Origin of the sequence: Chroogloeocystis siderophila 5.2 s.c.1 (assembly GCF_001904655.1) — a bacterium.
GTDB lineage: Bacteria > Cyanobacteriota > Cyanobacteriia > Cyanobacteriales > Chroococcidiopsidaceae > Chroogloeocystis > Chroogloeocystis siderophila.
Genome location: NZ_MRCC01000003.1, coordinates 226,463 through 252,625, shown reverse-complemented (window position 1 = coordinate 252,625; position 26,163 = coordinate 226,463). Strand labels below are relative to the sequence as shown.

Genomic DNA, 26,163 nt, shown 5'->3' with positions numbered 1-26,163 from the left:
GGATGTTTGGTAATGGATGTTTCACTCACTTTTACAGACTTTCAAAGTGCCTTAGATGAGTTTCGGCAACAAACTGGAGCCGATCGCCACTTCTATGATTGTGAAACATATTTAACGCTTCCCAAAACTTTGGGACAAGGGAATGTACGCAGCATACAACTAAGGGATGGACTAGAACTTTTTCTGCAAGATTGTCAACTGCATAGAAGTCTCAGCTTAAAGTGTTTAGATACCGACCTGGCAAATTCATGGATTGCTCTCAAATTTTGCGTGTCTGGTTTCGTGTCTGGTTCGATGCGAGGCTCAAGTACTCATTTATGTTCATTAGCAGGAGAATATGCCTTATCGTACTGTCCTGGTAATGCAGGCAGTATAGAGCTTCCGACTGGTAAACAAATTCGCACTGTTGAGTTAGCGATCGCCCCTAGCATCTTTAGAGACACAATTGATGAAGCAGACTTTCCCCCTGAGTTAAGAAGAATACTCGACGCCAATGTACCGATTCCTTACTGGCAGTTTAGTAAAACGACCTCTTTGATGGCGATCGCGCTTGGGCAAATTTTACACTGCCCTTATCAGGGTAAAACTCGCAGATTGTATCTGGAGAGTAAGGGACTAGAACTCATTGCACTTTATTGGAAACAACTCAAAGTCGATCGCTCAGAATTACAAAAAACACATCAACTTAAACCGGACGATGTGAAACGAATTCATCAAGCGAAAGATCTTTTGATTCACCAATTAGATAATCCTCCATCGCTACTCTCGCTAGCGCGCCAGGTTGGAATCAATGATTGCAAACTCAAGCAAGGCTTTCGTCAAGTTTTTGGCACAACGGTTTTTGGTTATCTCCACAACTATCGCATGGAACAAGCTGCACAACTGTTGCAAGAGAATCACATGACAATAGCAGGAGTTGCTCATGCGGTTGGGTTTGCCCATCGAGGCTCGTTTGCTGCTGCGTTTAGGCGTAAGTTTGGGGTAAATCCTAAGGATTATTTAGCAGCTTATCAAAAGCAGTACTGGATCGTTGGTCAAAAATCTCCGTCTGGCGATCATAAAACCTCCGGCTAGCGATCAAGTTCAACTCGCTTTCCCTGTACAATTCACCCATGCTTACTGAAACTCAGTCTTAATAAGCAAGGTGGACTTGGTGCGAGGAAGTTTATGCGTTGGATATGGATGCTGAGAATCAGCATGGCGTGGTTTATTACGGTTCAATCCGTCCTATCAACTGTCATGATGGATAAAAGCAGAGTCGAAACCGCCGGAACGGATTATACTTTTCAGACTTCAGTAGTCTATTTCAGCACGATCCTAGCAGGAGCGATTGGAGGCATCATTGCAGAACATCTCGGTTATCAAAGCTTGTTTCTCATTTGCATAGCAATTTCCTGTATCAATGTCGTCGCTATTATCAAAGGACTGCACAGCCTCGACTCGATGCGATCGCCCTGACATTCATCGAACAACCTCAAGTTCGCTCGTAGGTAGTAATTATTTCTGATACCGCCGTTTTAAAGCAAAAAGATCCGTTATAATGCGCTCAATTTATTGCTATTGATTCTCATTAAAATCTGAGTTGTACTTCTTGAGACTATGACCCATTCAGCTTTCTCCAAACCGCCAACCAAAATCTGGGACGTGATGGCTCCTGTTAAAGGACGCATTGTAGGTGCGATCGCGCTTTCGGCATTAAGTTCAATTGCTGGAATCGGTTCATTGCTAACAATTCCTCCAATTGCGGCAGCGCTCTTATCTGAATTACCACCTGCCCAAATTTGGCAATGGATTGCAATAGCATTAGGAATGGTAGCGATCGCCTTTACCGCCAGAGTTTTTGCATTTCATGTCTCCCACATCGCAGCATTTAAACTTGAAGTCATCTTACGAACAGCACTGACTACACACCTTGCCCAAGTGCCACTCGGCTATATTATTACCACTGGCTCAGGTGCAATTAAGAAAATTGTCCAAGATGATGTCAAATCACTTCATGCCTTTGTCGCCGACAGTACACCCTTATTTGGACAAGCATACACAATTCCGGTGGTGTCATTAATTGCAATGTTTGTTGCCGATTGGCGATTAGGATTAGTGACATTAGCAGTACTTCCCGTAGGCATGATTTTCATTCGGCTGGCGTTACGCGATTATGCCGAACAACGCGATGCTTACGATCGCGCCAATGAACAGATTAATAGCGTCATCATTGAGTTTGTGCAAGGAATGCAAGTCGTTCGCACCTTTAGTGATGGTAGTAGTTCCTTTGCTCGATTTCAGAATACACTCGATACCTTTACGCAGAAGCTGCGCGAATGGAATGAAAAAACGCAGACTTCTGGTCGATTCGGAACATTGCTATTTGAACCGTTACCCACACTATTGATCGTATCTGCGGTGGGAGCGTGGTTCATGATGCAAGAAACGCTATCCTTCCCGCGACTATTAGTATTTCTTTTACTCGCCCCTCGCTTGTGCGGAGCGTTTAAGCCTATATTCACACTTTCCTATTTCATCAATCAAGCGAATGCCGGAGCGTTACGGATTGGAAGCGTACTCGCCGAACCAGCACTACCACAACCCGAACATTCTCAACAGCCTGCCAATGCTTCAATTACGTTACGCAATGTAACTTGCTCCTACAGTGATGGACGTCCAGCACTACAAGATATATCGCTCGATCTGCCAGCCGGAACAGTAACAGCATTAGTAGGTCCTTCAGGTGCGGGCAAAACGACTCTAGCACGACTTATTCCTCGTTTTTGGGATGTCGATCATGGCTCAATTGAGATTGGCGGTGTAGATGTGCGCCAAATGAACTCTGATACTTTGATGTCCTGGGTTTCATTTGTCTTTCAAGATACCTTTTTATTGCACGACACGATCCGCAACAACATTAAACTAGGTAAACCAAACGCCACCGATGCAGAAATAGTTGCAGCAGCTTCTGCAGCACAAGCCCACGATATCCTCACATTACCCAACGGCTACGACACGATCGCTGGCGAACGAGGGACTCGGCTTTCAGGTGGACAGCGCCAGCGTATTACGATTGCCCGTGCGATTCTACAAGATAATCCCATTGTTGTATTAGATGAAGCCACTGCCTTTGCCGATCCGGAAAATGAAGCGTTGATTCAACAAGCGATCGCATCACTAACAACGGGGAAAACCTTAATTGTAGTCGCACATCGCTTAGCGACGATTATGAGTGCCGATCAGATTGCAGTATTAGATCGAGGACGATTAGTAGAATGCGGTAAACACAACGAACTACTTGCAAATGATGGTGTTTACGCACGACTCTGGTTGCGTCATCAGCAAGCGCAGAATTGGGAACTCAAAGTGCGATCGCATCAAAGCGCTGCGCGTAGCGCAATTGCAAACTTTAGTTGAAATGCAGTAGTGAGGTAAAAAAATGGACACGCAAATCCTTAAAGTCGCCTTCCTAATTGGGCTAGCAGCAAGTACAATTATTCGCATTCCTTACCAGCGAGAAACTCAACAAAACACAATCATCGATAATCGCAAAACTCCTCAAGAAAAAGGATTGCTGTTTTTGGTGTTTTTAGGAATGGTTGCTTTGCCACTCGTATACGTTTTTACTCCGTGGCTTGATATTGCCAACTATCACCTACCGATTTGGGTTAATGGCTTAGGCATTGTGACATTTGCGATCGCAATGTGGCTATTTTGGCGATCACATCACGATCTGGGGAGAAACTGGTCGCCAACCTTACAAATACGAGAAGCCCACACACTAATCGCCAGCGGAGTTTATCAAAAAATTCGCCATCCTATGTACATGTCGATTTGGCTATGGAGTATTGCCCAAGCACTATTATTACCAAATTGGATAGCAGGTTTAGCAGGAGTCATTGCCTTCGGCATTCTCTACATTGTCCGAGTTGGCAATGAAGAACAAATGATGATCGAGCAATTTGGCACTCAATACCAAGAATATATGTACAAAACAAAGCGATTAATACCCTATCTCTTCTAGCAGTTTGAACTTCATTTGTAAAAGACAAATACAGCAAGCTCAAACAATTTACGAGAATCCCTCCCCAACACTTCTCTCTGCGTGCTCTGCGTCTGGAGTGGTAGCCTTCGGCAAGCCGCTTTGCGTCTACGTCTCCAAAAAATCTTACACCTCAAATATATCCTTGCGATGTCTTTCAGTTAGCTGAAGAGGCGATCGCGTGGTTAGAACAACAAAAAAGACATTTTTATGCAATCCTCCAGTGATACACAAGTCATTGATGATACAGAAACATCGCTCACTTTGCTAAAACCTGCCAAGCGGATCGTGAGTTTGACAGCAACAGGAATAGATATTCTTTTTGAACTTGGGTTACAGCCCGTGGGTTATCTAACCAAAGGTATCGCAAATCGACCCGAATTCTATGGCGAATTCAAACAGCAGATTACACCAGTTGGTTCGTGGATGTTTCCCCAAATCAATCGCATCAAAGCACTACAACCAGATTTAATTCTCGGATGGGCGTTTCCGCATCGGTTTTATAAAACTTGGTTGAACAATATTGCACCTGTCTATTTGATGAACAAAACTGGCTATGAAGCTACATTGCAACGATTGAGAGATATAGGATATTTGTGCGATCGCACCGAGACAGCAGAAATTGCGATCGCGCAGTTTGAACAGTGTCTAGACATCTATCGCAATTCCATTACAACACCGCGCAAAACAGTGCTGATGATGGGCGGTTCAATCCTAAATTTCTGGATGGGTAAATTCCTTGTTGAAACAGATCGAGGCACACTTGGTAGCATTTTGCAACAATTCACGCATTACCCGTGGCATCAACCGGAACATCGTGGAGAACCAGGATTAATGACACTCTCGCTGCGGCAAATCTTAGCAGTCAACCCCGATATTATCTTTGTGCAAACTTATTCACCTTCCAAGGTTCCTCTTTCGCAACAGCTTACAAATCACTCGTTGTGGCAACAACTGCAAGCAGTCCAAAACTATCAAGTCTACGAAGTCGATCAGTTTTGGCACAGTGGTACTGGTACTCGAATGCTGCGCCTGATCCTCGATCAATTATTACCCAAGATTTATCCAAATTTAAGATAAAGCCATGCTCAACACCTATCATCGCATGATGGACGTTGCCGGATCGTATAAGTCGCAGTTGCAATCTGCACTGCTGCTGTCTGTTATCGCTTCTATCATCCAAGGAGTCATCTTTGCTCTTTTCTTTCCCTTACTATCAGCATTAATGACTCAACCGATTGATATTCAACGAGTTTGGACACTCTTAGCTTTATTCGGATTTTTAGTTATTGTTGAAGGATTACTCCGCTGGCGAGAATTAGACTTTGCTTGGATGACATCTACTGATGTTGCCCATGAAACACGATTACGACTCGCACAACAGTTACGACAAATACCTTTAGAAGAACTGAATCAACGACAGTCTGGCGATCTCAATGTTGTACTCAGCGGTAATGTCAGTGAGATCGTGTTGTGGATTGGCAGTTTGGCAACACTGATTATTCAAACATTGGTTGTGCCAATGATTATAGTTATCGTAACGCTATTTATCGATTGGCGATTAGCTGTGGCATTAATCGTTACATTTCCCTTGGCAGTGCCAATTTACCAGCAAATGCGATCGCTTGTCAAAAAGTTATTGCGTGAGGTAGCGGATGCCGATGCTAATACGGCTTCGCGAGTGGTGGAGTATGTCCAAGGTTTACCTGTACTGCGAGCGACAAAACAAGTAGGAGAGCGATCGCAACGTTTGCAAGCTGCACTCGTTCATCAACGTGATGTGCAATCAAGAGGACAACGACTAGTCAATCTACCGCTGATCGCTATGGCAACTGTCGTTGAAGTTGGTATTTTTACTGTTATCAGTTTAGGAACACTGTTTGTTCTGCAAGGAAGCCTTTCGATTCCGGCGTTATTTGCGTTGGTGGCGATCGCTATGCGTTTTAGCGAACCACTTGCTCAACTCACAGGACTTGCTAGCGTCTTCGACTTGATGGAAATTGGACTAGAGCGGATCGAAGCCTTGATGAGCATTCCTCCTCTTCCTGTACAAACACCACTCGCGCAACTTACTTCTTTTGACATTAATTTTAAAAATGTTTCATTTCGCTATGCCGATCAATCCGAGTGGACGCTGCAAGATGTATCATTTCACTTGCCAGAACGCACGTTAACAGCTTTAGTCGGATCGTCTGGTAGCGGTAAAACGACAATTACTCGTCTAATTAGCCGCTTTGCTGATGTGCAACAAGGTAGTATTCGCATTGGTGGGGTAGACGTGCGCCAAGTCGAACCGAGTCAACTCATGCGCTATATTTCTGCAGTGTTTCAAGATGTCTATTTATTTGATGACACGATTCGCAACAACATCCGCATGGCTAAACCTGACGCGACAGATGCTGAAGTTGAAATGGCTGCACGCGCTGCAAATTGTCACGAGTTTATTAGCCGTTTACCCAAAGGATACGATACTTCGGTTGGTGAAATTGGCGGTACGCTATCCGGTGGAGAACGTCAACGCATTTCGATCGCGCGTGCGGTTCTCAAAGATGCGCCAATTGTCATATTAGATGAACCCACATCAGCTTTAGATACCGAAAGTGAAGTAGCTGTACAACGAGCAATCGATCAACTTGTTGCCGATAAAACCGTGATTGTCATCGCGCATCGTTTATCTACCGTTGTTAGTGCCGATTCGATTTTAGTCCTAGAAGACGGGCGGATTGTGGAGCGAGGCACTCATCCAGAACTCTTATCACAACAAGGGCGTTATGCTGCACTATGGAATGCACAACAGTACGCTCAAGGATGGCGAATTGCCGCTTAAAAAGAATCGCGAATTTATTCGCTGCTAGATCAAAATTCACGGAGGTGGACTGAATAAAGTGTACGCAGGCTCACTTCATTTGGCTAGACCTGAAGAGAGTCGAAGGAAGAGTGCGATTCATGAGGAAGTCTAATTTTTTCTACCGCGCAGCGCGAACTAACAACAATCCACCCGCAGTCAACCCAAAAACATTTGGTAGCCAAGCTGATGTAACAGGAGTCAGAATCCCTGCTACTCCTAAAGCACTACAAATAAAGCCAAACAAATAATACGTAAAAATAATGACTACACTCACACCAAAGCTTGTTGCTTTTCCCGCGCGACGTTGTGGTTTAGTTCCTAAAGCAGCACCTACTAAACCAAAAACAACACAAACGAACGGAAACGAAATTTTTTCTTGAATGCGGACTCTTAGTTTGCGGATTTTTTGTTCGTCACCGCTATAGCGAATTTTTTCTAAGCGATCGCGCGCTTCGGCAATATTCATTTCATCATAGTCTCGCCCTCTACTAGCAACATCTAAAGGCGCGCGCGGTAACTGTAATTGTTGGTGTTCAAACCTAACAATGTTGCGATAAGAACTATCCGCAGAAACAAGATAAATCGTACCATTAAAGAAATCCCAAACGTTTTGTTGCGGGTTCCACGCCGCAGAATCTGCCATGACGATTTGGTTTAAGCCTTCTTTCGAGCGATCAATAATTGTTAATCCTGACATTGTTTGACCATCAAAGCGATCAGCATAAAATAACCGTGACAAAATCCGCCTACTGTCGCCATCGGCTTGTTTAACTTCTTGATATTCAGGATAAATAATATTTTCTTCTTGAAACGTTGGCGTTTCGCGCTTGAGCGCTTGATTTAACGTAAGAGTTGCTTGATAATTTGATGCTGGTACAATCTGCTCGTTAAATAAAAACGTGATTCCGGTGACAACAAGGCTGAGAACAATTGCAGGTAAAGCGATACGATAGACACTGATACCACAACCACGGAGTGCAATCAACTCACTATCACTAGAAAAGCGACTGTAGGTCATCAATACAGCCAACAACGTAGACATGGGGAAAGCCAAGACCACAAAAGCGGGAAATTGTAAGAGAAATACCTGCAAAGCAATTTCTAAGGGTAGTCCCGATTCTACGACTCGCCGCACCAAGTCAAATACAGTACCGATCGCAACTCCTACCGAGGAAAAAGCACCCACACCAAACAAAAACGGTGGTAGCAGTTCCATCGCAATATAGCGATCCATCACTGAAAAAGGCATCAGTGATGGAAACTTAGCAGATTTGTGACTAGCGATTGTCATTATGCTGAGTAATGGGTAATAGGTAATGGGTAATCGGCATGATTATGTAAAACAGTTATTCTAGCCACTAGCCACTAAATCTGAAATTTGTCACCTAAATAGTATTGCCGTACCAAAGGATCGTTGTAGAGTTCCTCGGCGTTACCCGCTGCGAGAATTTGTCCTTCACGCATAATATAGGCGCGATCGGTGATTGCAAGTGTCTCGCGTACATTATGGTCGGTGATCAAGATACCTATTTGGCGATCGCGTAACTTTTTTACCATAGCTTGAATTTCGGCGACAGCGATCGGGTCAACACCCGCAAAGGGTTCATCTAAGAATAAAAAATTTGGTCCATGACGTCCAGCAGCTAAAGCCCTTGCTAATTCGGTACGTCGGCGTTCGCCCCCAGAAACTTGAATTCCCTTGGTATTTGCGACTTTTTCTAGACGAAATTCCCGTAGCAGTTCATTTAAGCGGTGCTGCCATTCGCGTCGAGGAACATTCGTTTGTTGTAAAACTAATAACAGATTATCTTTAACGCTGAGGTTGCGGAAAATACTTGGTTCTTGCGCTAAATAGCCAATTCCTAACCGCGCGCGCTGGTGCATGGGGAGTGCAGTGATATTGTGATCGTCCAACCATACAGTTCCCTCGTTAGGTTTTTCTAAGCCTGTTGCGATGTAAAATGTTGTTGTTTTCCCGGCACCATTAGGACCAAGAAGCCCGACAACTTCACCTTGCGCTACAGAAATACTGACGCGATTGACAATAACGCGCTTACCGTAAGATTTGTGGATATTTTCTAAGACAATCTTTTTCACGAGGACTCCCCGACACACCCACAAGTAAAAAATAACGGATTCAGTTTACGATCCTGGGCTGGGTGCTAAGGGCGGTACTGCGGGTGCTGGCGGCGTTCCTGGTGGTTGATTCGGATTCGGCTCAGAAACAATGTAAATCGATTGCACTTGTTGATTTGCCTTTGGTGTTGCGATAAATCGCCCTTCGTCGATCATATACGTGACATTTTCACCGCGAATGCTGTTTCCTTGCTGTAAAATATACACGTCGCCACTGAGAACAATTCTTCGCTCTTGGCTAAAATATTGTGCTTGGGCAGCAGTTGCTTGAATTTGCCGTGCAGGATAATTCATTTGCACGTTACCGCGTGCTGTAAAAATTCCTGTTTGCGAGTTTGCTTCTTGAACATCAGAATTGATGATCAACGAATTTTGTTCGGCGGTTTGACCTTGGGCACGTTGTAAAGGAGTATTTAAAGCGATCGCACTCATCAAAGTCAAGGGTAAAATTGCGATCGCCAAGCCGCAGCGACGCACAAAAGACGAGGGCAAAAAGAAATGGAGCATCATATAACGTTTGTCTGAAAATTAAGCACGAACCCTGGCAACGCAGAACTGTATTTCACCTGACGATGACTGCTATGCTTAAGTTTCAACTCCTCAAGCATCTCCAATGCAAACACCCATTTATTCTGGCTGCACTGTTGTAATTATAGGCAGCAAGTCTGAATTTGCGTTAAATTCTTCAGTTACTATCCAATCACCGATTTTTTCAGATCCTGCTTGTTGCAATTGTGCTAATAGATGACTACTCCTATCGACCAGTTCTTCAACATCGATACCACTAAAAATGGGTGAGTAGCGCTGCAATCGATTAATGCCTTCTCCTAGTAAAATAACTGCTCCCCGCCAATTAGCATTACCCAAGTGATAAAGCGCCACAGCAAGTTGTAAGATCCCTTGATAAAACGTTTTCTCTGGCTCTGTTGCTTCCATCCACAGAGCTTCTAGCGTATCGTGACAGGTGTAGAACTGTCGAGTATTAAATTGCTCTACACCTTCCCAGAATTGATCTGGTATTGATTCGTTCATCCCATGCTAGAGCGTACTTCTTTAATCGTATCTAAAGGTATCTCCTGCTGCTCGCCAGCAAACTCATTATCTGGGGTAAGAAACAGCATACAATGGCACTCTTTACGTTCGCGCATAGGAACACACGGACAATTCCAAAATGCTGCACCAGCTTCAGCGTGTTTATCTTCATAATGACGGCAAGGACACAAAGGAGCACCTAGATCGTCCTTGTGTTTAGCAAGTCCTTCAATGACGACAGCAGTAACCGAAGGTTCAGCACAAAAGTAAGTTCCGGTACGCTTAGCATAAGTTTGCGCAAACTGCCACATTGCTTCCAAACTTTTATCCGTTGATAAGTTGCTGCTATCTGTGGGTTTCATAATCTTAAAGGTTTGTAATCAAGTTATTTTCTGCATTTTAACGTAGGTAGACACATCACATTCTGAGTTCTACAGCAAACCTAAATTAATTGTGACTTGTAGAAAATAGCAATTGGTAATCGGTAATGAGTAATAGGGTAAGAATAGCTTGGATTGAAATGACTTAAAGGCGATCGCTATGGAATCCTCAGTTATTATCTTTAAATACTCTTTCTACATCCTTTCTTTGTGACCTACTCTACGAGAAGACGCCCTACTCGCACAACCTGCTGTAATTGAGATGGCAATGACTGATCTTTATCAATGACAATACCAAAAGAATTATGATTAACTGTTGAATCATCCCCCCATAGTATCCAATAACTATCAGGAGAAATTGTCTTCAAACTTGATGGATTTTGACTCAACCAAACAAGACGACTTTGAGGTAAATTTGCTACTTGCACTTCATTAAAATGCGTTGCAGCCAAAGCGTGTAAAACAGTTCGATTTCCTTGCACTAAACCTGTTGCAGCAGTCCAAAGTTGGACATTTAGTTGTTGCTTTTGTGCGTAAAAATACAAAGATGCCGCAGCAATAACTGCTTGTTCAAAACTATCTTCTTCCCAAATTCCAGCGCTGTCTAAGCAAATCACAAGTTCGCGTCCTTCAATCGTTAATTCTAATTCTCTGACGCGAAATTCGCCATAACGAGCACTTGTGCGCCAATGAATTAAACGTAAAGGATCTCCAGTACGATAAGGACGAAGCGATCGCGTTAATCCTTCAGTCGCCGATCGCACGCGCTGTTGTTGGTTATACGACTTAGCATGATTCTCTTGACCAACGCTATCAATAATCGGATACGTTGTTAATGGTAAAACCGTAGGATAGATAACGGCTGTAGCAGGTATTTCTTGCTGACGGCGACACCAAAACAATCCTACAGGTGCAGCGGTTCGTAATTGTATTGTATGCCAACGGTAAACACCTCGCTGTTGTGTGGGGTGACGATATACCCAGGTGTAACTTTGATGCGGTGGAATGACTTCAATTGGTGCTTGGACTGGTTTACCTAAAACAAAAGCTAGTGAGTCTTGAATTTGCAGTAAACTCTTAGGGTGGGCTGTCTCATTAGCGATTTCAATTTCTACCGTTAATGCTTCGCCAGCGCTGACGGGTTGAATTGCAGCACGACGGATTTTGATACCGCGAAGCGATCTCACAGGTAAAATCGCGGCGATTCCTAACAATGCAAAACCCAAGCCACTGAAAACATACAGCCACCCTGCCATTGTATTCACGGCAGCACCAAAAAAACAGCTAGTGACGCCAATAAGTACCCAACCACTGTAAGCTGGTGTGACCCAACGCGACTCTAGCCAGTCAGCAATTTGCTTATTTATGCTCATTAGTAAAGGATAAGTGCAGGCATTTTGCCCGCACCACTCATGTCATGCTTTAAGATTACCCTTCACTTGTTGCATTACTATCAACGCTTGGCAAGTTTTTTTGCCATTTTCCGCAGACGAATCGATTGTGGTGTGACTTCGACTAATTCATCAGCACTAATATACTCTAAAGCGCGTTCTAAGCTCATTTCCATTGGTGCTTGCAACTGAACTAATTCTTCACCGCTAGAAGCACGATGGTTTGTGAGTTGTTTTGTCTTACAAACATTAAGTTCTAAATCTTGTGGACGGTTGTGTTCGCCAACAATCATTCCCTTATAAACTTTAGTACCTGGAGTGATAAAGAAGACGCCGCGATCTTCGGCATTTTTCATCGCGTAGAAAGTTGCGGTACCTTCTTCAAACGCGATTAAGACACCGTTACGCCGCGCTTCAATTTCGCCGCTGAGTGGGCGGTAATCAAGGAAGCTATGGTTCATAATGCCATCACCGCGCGTCAGACGCATGAATTCACCGCGAAAACCGACCAAGCCCCGCGCCGGAATCACAAATTCTAACTGAGTGCGACCATTACCACCAACTTGCATATCTTGCATTTCACCGCGACGCTGTCCGAGGCGTTCGATACAGCCGCCTACGCCGTCTTCAGGAACATCTAGCACTAAGTACTCGTAAGGTTCGCAGGGTTGTCCGTTGACTTCGCGGTAAATAACTTGTGGTTGGGAAACTTGAAACTCGTAACCTTCACGTCGCATCGTTTCAATGAGAATTCCCAAGTGTAATTCACCTCGACCAGAAACTAAGAATTTATCGGGTGAGTCAGTTTCTTCAATGCGCAGGGCTACGTTTGTTTCTAGTTCGCGGAATAGGCGATCGCGTAATTGTCGAGAAGTGACAAAATTTCCTTCTTGTCCAGCAAATGGCGAATCATTCACTGAGAAAGTCATTTGTAATGTAGGTTCATCGACTTTAATCAGTGGTAGCGCCTGCGGTTCGTTGGGACAGGTAATAGTTTCGCCAATGTTTGCATTAGCAAATCCTGCAACTGCAATAATATTTCCTGCAGTTGCTTCTTGCATTTCAATGCGCTTAAGTCCTTCAAAACCCATTAACTTAGTGACTTTGGCTTTGACAATATCGCCTGTTTCGGTAATTAAAGCCGCTTGTTGACCCATGCGGATTGTACCGTTGTGAATTCGACCAATGACGATTCGTCCTAGGTATTCCGAATAATCTAAGGTTGTGACTTGCAATTGTAGAGGTTTATTCGGATCGCCTACTGGTGGTGGTACATGATGCAGAATTGCTTCAAATAAGGGTTGCATATCTACCCCTTCAGCTTCTAAGTCTTCTTTGGCATAACCTTCTAAACCAGAGGCGAATAAATAAGGGAAGTCACACTGATCGTCGTCTGCGCCTAATTCGATAAATAAATCCAAGACTTTATCGACTGCGCCGTGTGGATCAGCTTGCGGACGGTCAATTTTGTTGACGACAACAATCGGACGTAAGCCTTTTTCTAGTGCTTTTTTCAAGACAAAGCGGGTTTGTGGCATGGGTCCTTCGTTCGCATCCACAATCAGGATACAGCCATCAACCATCCCCAGAACGCGTTCAACTTCTCCGCCAAAATCTGCGTGTCCAGGAGTATCAACAATGTTAATCAGCGTGTCTTTGTAGCTAACTGCTGTGTTTTTTGCCAAAATTGTAATTCCCCGTTCTCTTTCCAAGGCGTTAGAGTCCATGACGCAGTCTGGAATGTCTTCCCCTTCGCGAAAAATACCAGATTGTCGAAGCAAAGCGTCAACCAGGGTTGTTTTGCCGTGGTCAACGTGGGCAATAATGGCGACGTTACGAATAGGGAGCGTCATAGGAGCGTTCCAAAGATTGTAGAGAGGGATTGATTGCAGCTTGGTAACAGAAGATGGCTAGTGATCGCCAATTCTGTAAAGAAGCCTTAATAATTGTAGCGCATCGGTTACAACTACGGTGAGTTTTAATAACTCGTGAGCTATTTCTAGATACAACGGTACTTTTATTGAAGTTAGTTTTAATTGATGTAGAAAACCTCCGTGAAATCACCCTTGGGCATGAACAAATATACCTTTAATTTTTCACTCATAGTTTTGTTTAAGACGGTATTGAAATTTCTAGCTCAATCAAGATCCATTTCTAACCCACAGTAACTAAAACTTATCTTTTACATACAAAACTGAGGAAAACAAAGTGTTGAGAATTATATGCGTCAAAAACGCTTGTTCGTGATTATCGTTGGTGTTTTAGCTGGTTCTTTAACCCTCGGACAGTAATTTAGTTAAATCACAAATGCAAACACCTAACGCTTCACAAGTAGCTGCGCCTTTATCTTCTACTGAGCGTCTTAATTACTGGTCTAGAACCAATCCAAATGAGCCTATTCCCGCTAGTGTCTTTTTTGCTCAACGCATTCCTGATGCCCAGATTCTTCAATTGATGCGACGTTACAACGTTTAACTGAAGGCAGTATACATGTCCGTAGCTGGAACGTCTGGTACACACAGAGCATACAACAATGAAGATGCGAAGACAGTTATTGCAGAGGCTCGACGCATGACTGCTGCGATGATGTTAAATAGTCGAGAATCTAGCCAAGTACGTGCTAGAGATTTTGTAAAACTTCATCCAAGGCAACAATTTCTTGCCCAATCTACTAACGAAACTCCTCGAATTGATGCATGGTCACTTCTAAGAAATATTGAGCAAGACAAAGCTGCGCTTGCTTGGTCTCAAGACAATCAACCGCTTATATACGGTGTAGAGGTTGTTGGCAGCATCAACAATATTAAGAAGCTCGTAAGCGATCCTATCGTCAAAGGATTTGAGCCAGGTGTGAAGGTTAACGGCAGAATTATTATTCCTCGTTCATCGCTGCGTGAGCAAGTTGTGACTTCTCAAGATTTGGGTGTCCGTAGTCAAGCTATTCCACAAACCGCAGAAGAGATATACACCCGCATTGAAAACATTGCTCGATATGGAATCAAATAGAGGAGGCAGCTAATGAAAGATATTACACGCAATACATTAATTGCTTTTAGCTTAACATCAGCACTGATTGCCTTAGCCTCGCCTTCTGTGGGATATCCTCCAATTAAGCGTTACCCAAATAACGGAGAGCTTTACTACAACGGCGCAGCTTACGCAGATTCATATTTCAAATGGTTTAATGTAGGCGGATGGGTAAGAAGCAATCCTGCTTTTGAGATGGATATGACAGTTAGTAAAAGAGCCTTTATTAGTTGCACAACATACAATAATCTTCCACAAACGAACTACGATGATTGTCCAACTGCTGGGGTATCTGAAAACGACCCAAATTACAAGAGCTTCGGCTTCGGCACTTGGAATGCCAAAGGAATTGTCAATAGCTTAACTTACAATGCAAAGTGGTATTTTCAGAATAGTGCTGATGCAGGATATGCTGGATATACTACCCCTGTCAGAATAAGCTGGCAGGAGGTAGAAAAAAGCCTCTGCTCATATCAGAGTATATGGTGTATGGCTGGAGTGCCAGGAACTGGAAATGCTGGTACGTTGATGTCTACGAAACCAGACGGTTCTCCGCTAACCTTAACTGTAGGGCGGGTAGCCTATTATAAATGGTGCTTACCTACAGGTACTAGTTGTACCTACCCTTATAGATAGCTGCTCCTTTTTAAAGGCTGCTAATTCAAGTTTACGAGCTAAATTTAATTAAATTTAGCTCGTAATTGTTGAACTATGATAATGTACTAGATTTCGAGGAGATTGCAATCGAACCTAATTTCTTGCGATGGAATACCAAACAACCCATAAACTATTGCCTTACCTTCATAAGGATAAGGACAATCTTGAAGTAGTTTATGACTACGGGAAATAGCTTTATTTAATAGGCTTCAACTGTACAATCCTTACTCCAGTACAAGTTAATGCTGCAAGTTGGGAACAGCGGCTATGACCAATAAGCCAAAGTACTTGCTCAGCATATTCGATAGCTTTAGGTTCTTGTCCTGCTAGTTTTTCGTTATTTCCTAAACCCGCAATAGAGAGTTTGAGCAGAAATTTAGATAACGCCATTTATATACCAAATTAAATTAATTATTAAAAATTTTATCAGCTAGATTTCAGCTTAACCTGGTATCAATCAGTTTTCAAATATAGAAAATTGGATAGTTCGTAAGGTGGCTTTTTAACCTTCAGGCTTAAAACTCTTGTAACACACACTCGGCACTAACGTAAGCGCTACGTAATGATCGCAGTCCTTCAAGTGAAAATACTGGCTTGATCTTGCCAATAAGTTCTCCCCAGGCGACGAGATCGTTAAAGTCAATAACTTGCATGAACTTTTGCACGTAAAAACTCACCCAAAACTTAGGTGCGTATTTCTGTTTCTGAACCGCACAGCGCTTACGCCAACGACACATATCTGCGTGTGTAGGAGGTTCTACACCCAACACTGGTGGTAAATCTGCATAGCTCACAAACCGGCTAATTCCTTTCCCAACAACGTGAATCACGTGTCTCCAGCAATCGATGCGATAAATCTCTTCGGGTTCGCGGTTGAGGAGTAATGCAATTGCTTCTTTCGTAACAAATCGTGCAAGTGGATGAAAAGTCTTAGGTTCAGTTGATTTTGCTTGTTGTCTTGCTATCATAAAAGTGCTTTCTTATTTTTATGAGAGAGTCCTTCTTATTTTTATGAGAGGGTGTTTCCCACACTGTGGGGATTTTTTGGAAATAGCGATCGCTTTTGGTCGGCAAACTGCAAGCGATCGCTTTTAATGATATTTTTAAATTAAATAGCGAAAACTCACTAGTTGTCAAGCATGGGTTTGGTAAGGTTAAGAATTCAAGAATTTGCTGACAAACAAGGCTGGAACATCAAAGAAGTTTCCGACCGCTCAGGGGTGCCTTATGGCACAGTGAAAACTTATATGCGCTTACCAGAAAGAGCAACGGTTGACCTAACTGCGCTCTGTAAACTGGCTAGGGCGTTTGATGTTTTAATGGAAGATTTATTTGAGGTAGTGGAAGATTAAAAGCTTACCTCTTTAGTAACAAATTAAGCTACTGAGTTCGCTTAGTGTCTTGCTAGCATAAAAAGCGCCTTTCAGTTTTTGGAATAAATTTTGAAATTGCGATCGCTTAGAGAGTGATAGTGTTTCGACCAATTGCAAGCATGGGTTTGGTTAGGTTATGAATTAGAGAGTTTGCAGCAAAACGAAATTGGACACTGAAAGAAGTTTCTGATTGTTCGGGCGTTCCGTACAGTACCGTTAAGACTTATGCTATATCTTCAGGGATGGCAATGGCTGACGTTACGGCTTTTACAAATTAGCGAAGACTTTTGATGTTCTGATTGAGGATTTATTAGAAATAGTCAAAGAGTAACTATAATGCTATTTCGTGTTTTTTGAAATATTTTCTTCTCTGAAGGTATTTAATTAATTACCGATAAATGTCGATGATTACTTATGCCAGAAGTAGATTGATGACTGGCAGAATTTTCAATCTTAAAATTGGTAAAAAGCTGTCTGCAAGTAATTAAATATCCCGTATTCAATATAAGTGAAATTTATACTCAAAAAAATAATGAAGTACGCTAAATAAAAGTAAATTTTTGTACTAAAATTCCTAGAACAACCTGAGTAATTTGCTATTAATTCCAGATAATTGCCTGCCGAGGTTGAATAAATCTGGTGTACTAGCCTGAGATGAATTACAATGGCTGCTCAAAGGTTTGTTAGGTTGTCGAGGAGATTTGAGTATGAGTATGAAACACAAGCTATGGTTTAATTTGGTAGCAATTCCAACTGTAGTTGGCTCGATGTTAACTATGTTACTAACACCAGGTGTATTTGCCACAGTCAGATCTGCTACGAAAACTCAAGTCTCCTGTGATGTACCAACTGATTTTCAGATATCTGCTATCAACCCCCACCACAACCGTGGTATTTTGATTGCATACACTAATGTGATATCTGAAGAACACCCTCTTTTAGATTTTAGCGCAGCAGAAAGTGATGCTGCCGTCGATTTATTTGGCTGTGACTGTCCTGCATGTCTAAATGTGTTGCGTCAGTTACGCAATTCACCTGAAATAAGAAGAGGTCAAGGTCATTGCTGGGATAATCTGGAACTAAGAGTATCTCGGCAGCAAGTACGAGAAGTCTTGACAAACTTAGAAAAAGAAGAGGCTTTAGAATTGAAACGAGAAAAGCGATGGAGTTTGGGAAGATAGAAATCAAATAAAAATATAGATCTCATTGCTAGGGTAGCAGGTACAGGTAGTAGACCCTGCTTCCATTCCTTTCCTTTAATATAAAGAGAGATCTAAAAAGCCTATTATTTCGTACCACGTTATGGATTTTTTGTCCCTTCCCTTGTAAGTTTGGGGTTAGATTTTGTTATTGTTAAAACTTATATGCGATCGCCTCTTTTGGGGATGCCATAGTCTTAGACAAAAAGCTTAAAAATTACTTGCTAGCTGAATTCTGCTTGTCTTGTTGTTCGTGTTATATCTAAGGGAACACTAGATCCAGGTAGTTCGAGATAGGAATATACAGCGATGCAACAAGTAAACTCAGGCGTTGCTTACCTTTTATGGTGTTTGTGCTTTTTGGGAATTTGTGGAGGTCAAAGATTTTACACTGGTCACATGACCAGTGGTTTGGTTTATCTTTTCACATTCGGTTTTCTTGGTGTTGGTCAACTGATAGACCTAGCTTTCATTCCTAGCATGGTGAATCGGCGTAATATTTATCTACGAGGACTACACGCCCAACAATCGCTGGAGTTAAATATTGGCAATATTCCTCGTCAGCAAAAGTTTCAAGCAAATGCCTCACCTTCAACAGCACATAGTCCGATGCAAAAGTTACTGCTAGCAGCTAAAAAAAACGGCGGACAACTATCGATCGCACAAGCAGCTATGTACACTGGGCTAGACCCGAAAGAAGCAAAAAAACTACTGCAAGAAGCTGAAAAAGTAGGATGCGCTGAAATTTGCAACGATCCTGTAACAGGTGCAATTCGTTATCGGTTTGATATATGAGTCTGAGATGAGAATGCAGTCAATGCTTTGTAAGGAGGCGATCGCATTTGCTTGATTATCTTGTGGTTCAACAGCTTTTATCTCAGCACTAGAACAGGCTAAAATACCGAAGTTTCTACTTTTAAATAACCTGTAAAAGTAAAAGGAGCATCGCATGAGTTATCGCATGGATCGTCGTGCTTACGCTGAGACATTTGGTCCGACAGTAGGCGATCGCGTGCGACTTGCAGATACCGAATTGATTATCGAAGTCGAACAAGACCTGACAACCTACGGTGATGAAGTCAAATTTGGCGGTGGTAAAGTGATTCGCGATGGTATGGGACAATCGCCAGTAGCGAATGCGGATGGTGCGGTCGATGTTGTGATTACAAATGCGTTAATTCTCGATTGGTGGGGAATCGTTAAAGCTGATATTGGCATTAAAGACGGCAAGATTTTCAAAATTGGCAAAGCGGGAAATCCTTACATTCAAGACAACGTAGATATCATTATTGGTCCTGGTACAGAAGCGATCGCCTCAGAAGGAATGATCCTCACGGCTGGCGGAATTGACGCGCACATTCACTTTATTTGTCCGCAACAGATTGAAACCGCGATCGCTTCTGGAGTCACGACAATGATCGGCGGCGGAACAGGTCCAGCGACAGGAACAAATGCGACAACTTGCACGCCAGGACCGTGGAATATTTACCGAATGCTGCAAGCTGCGGATGCCTTTCCAGTTAATTTAGGCTTTTTAGGGAAAGGAAATAGCAGTCAGCCGCAAGGACTTGTCGAACAATTACAAGCAGGTGCAATGGGCTTAAAACTTCATGAGGATTGGGGAACAACTCCCGCCGCGATTGATGTTTGCCTAAGTGTTGCCGATGAATACGACGTGCAAGTCGCGATTCACACTGATACACTCAACGAAGCCGGATTTGTCGAAGATACGATCGCCGCTTTCAAAAACCGTGTGATTCATACTTATCATACCGAGGGTGCGGGTGGCGGTCATGCACCAGATATCATCAAAGTTTGTGGAGAAGCCAACGTTTTACCTTCTTCTACCAATCCTACACGCCCTTATACGCTAAATACGCTGGACGAACACTTAGATATGTTGATGGTATGCCATCACCTCGATCCAGGAATTGCGGAAGATGTGGCGTTTGCTGAGTCGCGAATTCGTCGCGAAACAATCGCAGCAGAGGACATATTACACGATCTTGGTGCGTTTAGCATGATTTCTTCTGACTCACAGGCAATGGGAAGAGTCGGAGAAGTGATTATTCGGACTTGGCAAACCGCGCACAAAATGAAAGAACAGCGCGGTTCCCTCGCGGAAGATACCGCAGCAAACGACAACTTTCGTGCCAAGCGCTATGTTGCTAAATATACGATTAACCCCGCGATCGCGCATGGGATTTCTGAATATGTCGGTTCCGTAGAAGAAGGGAAACTTGCGGATTTGTGTTTGTGGCGTCCGGCGTTTTTTGGTGTCAAGCCGGAGATTGTCATCAAAGGCGGGGCGATCGCTTATGCGCAGATGGGAGACGCAAACGCGAGTATCCCTACACCACAACCTGTACATATGCGTCCAATGTTTGCAAGTTTTGGTGGGGCAATCGCCACAACTTCGCTGACTTTTGTTTCACAAGCCGCAAAAGACTTAGGAATCTCTCAACAACTTAACTTACAAAAAAACATCGTTGCTGTGTCTGGGACTCGCCAGCTAAGCAAAAGAGAAATGAAATTAAATGACTTTTTGCCTCACATCGAAGTCGATCCAGAAACTTATGAAGTCAAGGCAAATGGTGAATTACTCACGTGCGAACCTGCAACAACTTTACCTTTAGCACAACGCTACTTTCTCTTCTAAATTTGTTGGCTTGCACCTAAATCATCAACTTGTGTGAATGTAGGTTTATTCTTTTGAACAATCGTTAATCAAAAATCTACTACACATCGAATTACGGATAGTGCCTTACCTATCTGGTCAATGATTGCCGATGGTTACAGATATCGGAGTTTCACTCAAGAAAGATAAAGTTAATTTCTAAATTGCAGCAATTAAATTAGACAGCTAGCATCAGTTCGAGTTTGCTCTGCACGTATTAGCTGCTGTATCCTTTTGTTTATCTGTAGCTGCTGTTTGAGCGTACTATGGCTTTGCTGCTGATGACTAACTTGAATAGTAGTGAATCTCTTGAGTTAAGCAATCAATGGATTTGAACAAAATCATCTACTAGCAAGTTGGTATAAAAATAATCCTTCGTAGGTAGGAGGTCAAGCGCGCAGTTAGGAGGAAAAATAATACAGATGCAAGCTGTTAATAAAAATTAACTTAAGTATAAACATCTCTATTCCATGTCTTTCCAACCCTCTCGTGACAATATTCTTGTTGTAGACGATTCTCCAGATAATGTTTTTCTGATCCAAACTATTCTGGAAGAAGAAGGCTATAACATCTCCACTGCTGAGGATGGTCCTACAGCGTTAAGACTCGTTGAACAGTCGCCGCCACACTTGGTACTCCTTGATGTAATGATGCCAGGAATGGATGGTTTTGAGGTGACGCAACGCATCCGCCGTAACAATCAACTACCATTTATCCCAATTTTGCTGATTACAGCGTACGATCAGCCGAGTGTAGCCCAAGGATTAGACATGGGTGCAGACGATTTCATTCGTAAACCTGTGGAAGTTGATGAATTATTGGCACGCGTGCGATCGCTATTACGGCTAAAACACAGTGTAGACGAGCGCGACCAAATAGCCCGCCAACGCGAAGATTTTGTCTCGCGCCTAACGCACGATTTACGTACTCCTTTAGTCGCCGCAGATAGAATGCTGATGCTGTTTCAACAAGGTGCATTAGGCGAACTTTCACCGACGATGAAAGAAGCGATTACGACCATGGCACGTAGTAATCAAAACTTATTGCAAATGGTGAATACCTTATTAGAAGTGTACCGTTTTGAGGCAGATCGTAAAGTCTTAAACTTCGTGCCGGTTAATTTGCAAGAGGTACTATCCGAGGTTGTGAAGGAATTAGAACCGCTGGCGCAAGAAAAAAACCTACCTCTACAGTTTGAGGCGGAGGCGCCAGTCAACCTGAAAGTGATTGGCGATCGCTTGGAAATTCACCGTTTATTTACAAACTTAGTCGGAAATGCCATTAAGTTTACTGACTCTGGTTCGGTAAAGGTACGGATGAAGCCGTCTGAGAATGAAAACTCAGACGCATACATTACAGTTGAAGTTGCAGACACGGGTACAGGTATTCCTCAAGAAGAACAAGCGACCTTATTTGAAAGATTTCGCCAAGGAAGCCACAAACGTTCTGGTAGCGGTTTAGGACTTTACCTTTCACGTAGAATTGTAGAAGCTCACCAAGGTACGATCAATGTTAAATCAACGCCTGGTCAAGGTAGTGTGTTTATCGTTGACTTACCGATTGCTCAGTACATTCAGTGATAATTTCCTTCCTAATTAACTAGCTGGCTTAAATACCAGCTGGTACTAAAATAATAAAATTGTTCCCTTGGCTACAGCTAACTTAAACAACTATTAATCTCCCTTTGTCAATTAGAAATCATAAATCAATAGCATAATCAATTTATCTTAAGTATATAGTTAGCTTATCAATAACAAGAAGTTCAGGCTTGAAAATAGCCTGTAAAATAAAAATATTAAGAGATTATAAAAAGCTTAAAGTCAGAGGATATCGATGCTTGCTGAACTATCTATAAATGACATTATCCGCAGACAGCGTATTTGTTTCCAGAGTGGGAAAACAAAAAGTGTTGAGTTTCGGATTGAACAATTAAAAACGCTAAAGCGAGCAATTCAAGAGAATACAGACAGTATTGTAAAGGCGCTCAAAAAAGATTTATATAAACCAGAATTAGAAACATATGCTACAGAGATTAGCATTATACGAGAAATTGATTATGCATTGAAACATATTAAATCATGGGTAAAGCCCAAGAAAGTACGTCTTCCCCTCGAACAACTTCCTGGAACTGGATACATCTATCCCGAACCATTAGGAGTTGTCTTAGTTATTGGTCCGTGGAATTACCCGTTTCAGTTAATCATAGCGCCTTTAATTGGTGCGATCGCTGCTGGCAATTGTGTTATTGTTAAGCCTTCTGAAATTGCGCCAAACACCTCAGCAGTTGTTTCACAAATTGTTCAGAAATACTTTGACCCAACCTATATTGCGGTAGTAGAAGGCGGTATTGATGTTAGTAAACAACTCCTAGCAGAAAAGTTCGATCATATCTTTTTTACAGGTGGTACAGCCGTCGGTAAAATTGTGATGGAAGCCGCCGCAAAACATCTTACACCAGTCACTTTAGAATTAGGCGGTAAAAGTCCTTGCATTGTAGACAGCGATATTAATCTTGAACATACTGCGCGCAGAATAGCTTGGGGTAAATTTATCAACGCTGGACAAACGTGCATTGCACCCGATTATCTTTTAGTCAATCGTCAAATCAAGCCACAACTGCTTGATAGCTTACAAAAAGTTATCAAAGAATTTTATGGCGAAGATCCGCAACAGAGTTCTGACTATGCCAGAATTGTCAATCAAAAACAATTTTCACGTTTAGCCGAATTACTACACGATGGAGAAATCGTTACCGGAGGAACTACCAATTCGCGTGACTTTTATATTGCTCCAACGATTATTGATCGCGTCTCACTGGAAAAGCCAGTGATGCAAGAAGAAATTTTTGGTCCAATTTTACCAATTATCGAATACAGCGATTTGAGCGAAGCGATCGCCATTATCAACGAAAAGCCAAAACCTTTAGCGTTGTACTTGTTTTCGCGCAACAAGGATATTCAACAGCGAGTTTTACAAGAAACTTCTTCTGGCGGTGTTTGTATTAACGACACTGTAATGCAAGTTGGCGTTTCATCTTTACCGTTTGGTGGTGTCGGAGATAGCGGAATCGGAAGATACCACGGTAAGGCGAGTTTTGATACGTTATCGCATGAAAAAAGCGTCTTAAAGAAATCTTTTTGGCTTGATTTAAAATGGCGTTATGCGCCCTATGCAGGTAAACTAGACTTAATCAAACGGTTAATCGGCTAGTTGAAGAGGTCAGGGGTCGGTGTTTAAAACATCACTCCTTCCCCTGATTGTTACTTATGAAACTTTACAACCCAAAGAAACCACTATAGCGTTCTTCCGCCCAGGGTTCGCCGCGTCGGTGATAGCCGTTACGTTCCCAAAAGCCCGACTCTTCATGGTCGAGAAATTCCAAACCGTTGATCCACTTAGCGCTTTTCCAAGCATACAGATGCGGAACAACCAGCCGCAATGGACCGCCATGTTCTGCGGGTAGCGGTTCGCCAAATAGCGTATGCGCAAAAAAGTTTTCTTCACGAACAAAGTCTTCCAAGGGAAGATTTGTGGTGTAACCTCCGTAGCAGTGTTCCATCACATGGATTGCTTTGGGGTCAACCTCGATTAACTGCATAAAATCTGTCACCTTGACGCCAGTCCACTTTACATCGAGTTTAGACCAGCGCGTTACGCAATGAAAATCCGCAGTAAATTCGTGTTGTGGCAGTGCCATAAAATCGGACATAGTAAACGTCGCCGGTTTGGCTAGACCCCATACCCGAAACCGCCATTCTTCTAAGTCAATTTTGGGCGTTTGACCGTAGGTTAAGACGGGAAACCCTTTTGTTAAATACTGACCAGGTGGAACGCGATCGCTTTGTTCGCCTCCTGGTTTTTGAAAAAATTTTCCTAGCATTTGCTTGGGTAGATTACGTTGTGAGATATACTTAACTTCATTTTGAGATAAAACTCTTGAAATAGGCAGGAGAAAACCTCAAGCTGAAGCTTTGATCATCTTGATATTTACCTAACAACGCTTATTGCTACTTGTCACAATCAAGTCAACGCGTGTCTATTCCTCGTCTTCAGTTTCTTCTTCCTTGGAAGGATAGACAAACGTAGAGCGTCCAGTCAAAATTGATTTGCCTAAAGACAGCGCTTTTTGTGCTTCCACTGCTGCTTTACGTCTCCAAGTTGCTCTTCTTTGGTCGCGTTTCGATTTAGATGTCTTCTTCTTAGGAACAGCCATAATACGTTACACCGCTTTTCACAACCTTTCTATTCTAGAGCATGAATACTACTACACAGTTGTGTTGTGGCAAAAACCTCTAAATCACGCAATTTACAAAAGTAAGTAGGCAACCCTGATATAATAATCTGTCTTTGATTCAATACTTCAATCACCAAATAGCATCGCAAGACGAGTTAGTTTTGGTTAACTTCCGGAATATTCCCCAACGAAGCATCATTTGTTGGTATTGGTGAAGTTGGCACATTCGGATTTAGATTATTAGGTTGCAGTGTGGTACTTGGATCTGTTGTGCTATTGACTGGAACTATATTCGGAGTAGTATTATTACTTGTCTCTGGAACAGGAGCGTCACCAGGGATGAGTGTGGGTAATTCAGGAGTTGGTGTTTCTACAGGTACGATCGCGGGTGCTTCGATTCCTGCATCTTCAGGCATTTCTTCTATTGTTTGTGCTGGTTTATTATCAGACTCGCGAATGAACCGATCTATTTGCTCCATTTCTGGCGTGATTTCAGGAGTCGCCGTAGTCGTCGTTTGCGGCTGATTTGTGTTTCCTGGAACGCTATCAAATCCCAACAGCATTTTTGCGGTTGAGAAGTATTTCATTTGGTCTTTCGTTTCTGCTTTACTGTACTGCCATTCGTTACGGCTAATTTCTAGAGACAAAACAGGCGCGATCGCACCGTAACTATCTGCAACAATCATGACTGATATTGCGGGTGTATGTCGATCCTGACTAAAGCGTTGTTTCACCGCAGTCACGGCGACAGTTTCTGCCCGATTCATCAAACTTTCGTAGCTTTCCTGCGGCTGCCGATTAACTTTAAGATTCATGCGCGCTGGTGTAACTTGCGTCGTTGAAATCGGTTGTGTTGTTTGTGCGATCGCTTGAAAATTTCCTAAAACCTCCCCTCCTAGTCCAACTAATGCAGCTAATGTCACAATCCGGCTTACATTCGCAGCAACTTTGTGATACTTTGTCCAGTTGTCGCAGGTAGATTGAGTTTTCTTTGAGGGCTGATGGTAAAAATACATCATTACCGCATCTCCTTAAATAAACACCTGACTCGACAAGCCTAGGGCTTAGCCTTGCCTTGAATGTTAAATTTTGTCGTCAAATATAACTGATTATTTCAGATTTGTGGCAACTTTTTTGAAAAAAATCTGTCCTATGTCAGATGAAATTTATTTTTTGTGCGCTAGA

27 protein-coding genes are annotated in these 26,163 nt (G+C 42.7%); 15 read left to right on the top strand and 12 right to left on the bottom strand.

The annotated features are described in order from the left end of the window. Positions 1 to 12: 12 nt before the first annotated feature. From NIES1031_RS04560 to NIES1031_RS04535, 6 genes are all read left to right on the top strand, one after another. Entirely contained in the window at positions 13 to 1,074 is a 1,062-nt protein-coding gene (locus NIES1031_RS04560) for a helix-turn-helix transcriptional regulator (protein WP_073548306.1), read from the top strand. 93 nt (positions 1,075 to 1,167) lie between these two features. Next, on the top strand, positions 1,168 to 1,458 hold the full coding sequence (locus NIES1031_RS04555) for a hypothetical protein (protein WP_143167699.1): 291 nt from the start codon (positions 1,168 to 1,170) through the stop codon (positions 1,456 to 1,458). Positions 1,459 to 1,599: 141 nt separating this feature from the next. Beyond that, positions 1,600 to 3,399: an ABC transporter ATP-binding protein gene (locus NIES1031_RS04550; protein ID WP_073548304.1), complete on the top strand. Its 1,800-nt coding sequence runs from the start codon at positions 1,600 to 1,602 to the stop codon at positions 3,397 to 3,399. 22 nt (positions 3,400 to 3,421) lie between these two features. After that, positions 3,422 to 4,006: a protein-S-isoprenylcysteine O-methyltransferase gene (locus NIES1031_RS04545; protein ID WP_178378042.1), complete on the top strand. Its 585-nt coding sequence runs from the start codon at positions 3,422 to 3,424 to the stop codon at positions 4,004 to 4,006. Positions 4,007 to 4,234: 228 nt separating this feature from the next. Next, positions 4,235 to 5,104 (top strand): ABC transporter substrate-binding protein, encoded by an 870-nt coding sequence (locus NIES1031_RS04540; protein ID WP_073548303.1) that lies wholly within the window; start codon positions 4,235 to 4,237, stop codon positions 5,102 to 5,104. A 4-nt stretch (positions 5,105 to 5,108) separates the two neighbouring features. Next, complete coding sequence (locus tag NIES1031_RS04535; RefSeq protein WP_073548302.1) at positions 5,109 to 6,851, top strand: ABC transporter ATP-binding protein; 1,743 nt, start codon at positions 5,109 to 5,111, stop codon at positions 6,849 to 6,851. Between the two features lie 139 nt (positions 6,852 to 6,990). Here the strand turns inward: NIES1031_RS04535 and NIES1031_RS04530 are convergent, their stop codons facing one another. The 7 genes from NIES1031_RS04530 to typA all read right to left on the bottom strand — a co-directional run bounded on the left by NIES1031_RS04530 (position 6,991) and on the right by typA (position 13,664). After that, on the bottom strand, positions 6,991 to 8,163 hold the full coding sequence (locus NIES1031_RS04530) for an LptF/LptG family permease (protein ID WP_218596659.1): 1,173 nt from the start codon (positions 8,161 to 8,163) through the stop codon (positions 6,991 to 6,993). A gap of 74 nt (positions 8,164 to 8,237) precedes the next feature. Further along, entirely contained in the window at positions 8,238 to 8,969 is a 732-nt protein-coding gene (lptB, locus tag NIES1031_RS04525; RefSeq protein ID WP_073548301.1) for an LPS export ABC transporter ATP-binding protein, read from the bottom strand. Between the two features lie 45 nt (positions 8,970 to 9,014). After that, complete coding sequence (locus NIES1031_RS04520) at positions 9,015 to 9,518, bottom strand: LptA/OstA family protein (protein WP_073548300.1); 504 nt, start codon at positions 9,516 to 9,518, stop codon at positions 9,015 to 9,017. A 117-nt stretch (positions 9,519 to 9,635) separates the two neighbouring features. After that, complete coding sequence (locus NIES1031_RS04515; RefSeq protein ID WP_073548299.1) at positions 9,636 to 10,040, bottom strand: DUF309 domain-containing protein; 405 nt, start codon at positions 10,038 to 10,040, stop codon at positions 9,636 to 9,638. Then, entirely contained in the window at positions 10,037 to 10,402 is a 366-nt protein-coding gene (locus tag NIES1031_RS04510; RefSeq protein WP_073548298.1) for a ferredoxin thioredoxin reductase catalytic beta subunit, read from the bottom strand. The genes NIES1031_RS04515 and NIES1031_RS04510 overlap by 4 nt, the downstream gene beginning before the upstream one ends. A 233-nt stretch (positions 10,403 to 10,635) precedes the next feature. Next, complete coding sequence (locus NIES1031_RS04505; RefSeq protein WP_073548297.1) at positions 10,636 to 11,793, bottom strand: DUF58 domain-containing protein; 1,158 nt, start codon at positions 11,791 to 11,793, stop codon at positions 10,636 to 10,638. Between the two features lie 80 nt (positions 11,794 to 11,873). Beyond that, positions 11,874 to 13,664, bottom strand: coding sequence for a translational GTPase TypA (typA, locus tag NIES1031_RS04500; protein WP_073548296.1), 1,791 nt, complete (start codon positions 13,662 to 13,664; stop codon positions 11,874 to 11,876). A gap of 454 nt (positions 13,665 to 14,118) precedes the next feature. Here typA and NIES1031_RS24165 point away from each other — a divergent pair, with 454 nt between their 5' ends. Genes NIES1031_RS24165 through NIES1031_RS04490 form a run of 3 tightly spaced genes read left to right on the top strand, consistent with a single transcriptional unit; the run spans position 14,119 to position 15,474 of the window. After that, positions 14,119 to 14,286 (top strand): hypothetical protein, encoded by a 168-nt coding sequence (locus NIES1031_RS24165; RefSeq protein ID WP_178378041.1) that lies wholly within the window; start codon positions 14,119 to 14,121, stop codon positions 14,284 to 14,286. 15 nt (positions 14,287 to 14,301) lie between these two features. Next, a complete protein-coding gene (locus NIES1031_RS04495) occupies positions 14,302 to 14,817 on the top strand; it encodes a hypothetical protein (protein ID WP_073548295.1) in 516 nt (171 codons plus the stop codon). Between the two features lie 12 nt (positions 14,818 to 14,829). Further along, positions 14,830 to 15,474, top strand: a complete 645-nt coding sequence (locus NIES1031_RS04490) for a hypothetical protein (RefSeq protein WP_073548294.1) — start codon at positions 14,830 to 14,832, stop codon at positions 15,472 to 15,474. Between the two features lie 216 nt (positions 15,475 to 15,690). On the opposite strand, the gene NIES1031_RS04485 is transcribed toward NIES1031_RS04490, so the two are convergent. Next, entirely contained in the window at positions 15,691 to 15,885 is a 195-nt protein-coding gene (locus NIES1031_RS04485) for a hypothetical protein (protein WP_073548293.1), read from the bottom strand. 125 nt (positions 15,886 to 16,010) lie between these two features. Continuing rightward, a complete protein-coding gene (locus tag NIES1031_RS04480) occupies positions 16,011 to 16,463 on the bottom strand; it encodes a hypothetical protein (RefSeq protein WP_073548292.1) in 453 nt (150 codons plus the stop codon). 171 nt (positions 16,464 to 16,634) lie between these two features. On the opposite strand from NIES1031_RS04480, the gene NIES1031_RS04475 reads away from it, so the two are divergent. The 6 genes from NIES1031_RS04475 to NIES1031_RS04445 all read left to right on the top strand — a co-directional run bounded on the left by NIES1031_RS04475 (position 16,635) and on the right by NIES1031_RS04445 (position 23,954). Then, complete coding sequence (locus NIES1031_RS04475) at positions 16,635 to 16,847, top strand: helix-turn-helix domain-containing protein (protein ID WP_041918829.1); 213 nt, start codon at positions 16,635 to 16,637, stop codon at positions 16,845 to 16,847. 734 nt (positions 16,848 to 17,581) lie between these two features. After that, complete coding sequence (locus NIES1031_RS04465) at positions 17,582 to 18,049, top strand: hypothetical protein (protein WP_143167698.1); 468 nt, start codon at positions 17,582 to 17,584, stop codon at positions 18,047 to 18,049. A 327-nt stretch (positions 18,050 to 18,376) separates the two neighbouring features. Further along, the gene (locus NIES1031_RS04460; protein WP_073548290.1) at positions 18,377 to 18,862 is read left to right on the top strand and encodes a TM2 domain-containing protein; all 486 of its coding nucleotides are present in this window, start codon (positions 18,377 to 18,379) and stop codon (positions 18,860 to 18,862) included. A gap of 154 nt (positions 18,863 to 19,016) precedes the next feature. Further along, positions 19,017 to 20,726 (top strand): urease subunit alpha, encoded by a 1,710-nt coding sequence (gene ureC, locus NIES1031_RS04455; protein ID WP_178378040.1) that lies wholly within the window; start codon positions 19,017 to 19,019, stop codon positions 20,724 to 20,726. A gap of 488 nt (positions 20,727 to 21,214) precedes the next feature. Then, entirely contained in the window at positions 21,215 to 22,324 is a 1,110-nt protein-coding gene (locus tag NIES1031_RS04450; RefSeq protein WP_073548289.1) for an ATP-binding response regulator, read from the top strand. Positions 22,325 to 22,577: 253 nt separating this feature from the next. Next, positions 22,578 to 23,954 carry an aldehyde dehydrogenase gene (locus tag NIES1031_RS04445; RefSeq protein ID WP_073548288.1) on the top strand — a complete coding sequence of 459 codons (1,377 nt, stop codon included), beginning with the start codon at positions 22,578 to 22,580 and terminating at the stop codon, positions 23,952 to 23,954. Positions 23,955 to 24,018: 64 nt separating this feature from the next. Here NIES1031_RS04445 and NIES1031_RS04440 read toward each other — a convergent pair whose 3' ends face one another. From NIES1031_RS04440 to NIES1031_RS04430, 3 genes are all read right to left on the bottom strand, one after another. Continuing rightward, positions 24,019 to 24,624 (bottom strand): sulfite oxidase-like oxidoreductase, encoded by a 606-nt coding sequence (locus NIES1031_RS04440; protein ID WP_073548287.1) that lies wholly within the window; start codon positions 24,622 to 24,624, stop codon positions 24,019 to 24,021. 156 nt (positions 24,625 to 24,780) lie between these two features. Then, complete coding sequence (gene rpmF, locus NIES1031_RS04435) at positions 24,781 to 24,957, bottom strand: 50S ribosomal protein L32 (protein ID WP_015186934.1); 177 nt, start codon at positions 24,955 to 24,957, stop codon at positions 24,781 to 24,783. A gap of 176 nt (positions 24,958 to 25,133) precedes the next feature. After that, positions 25,134 to 25,997, bottom strand: coding sequence for a hypothetical protein (locus NIES1031_RS04430; protein ID WP_143167697.1), 864 nt, complete (start codon positions 25,995 to 25,997; stop codon positions 25,134 to 25,136). Positions 25,998 to 26,163: the final 166 nt, after the last annotated feature.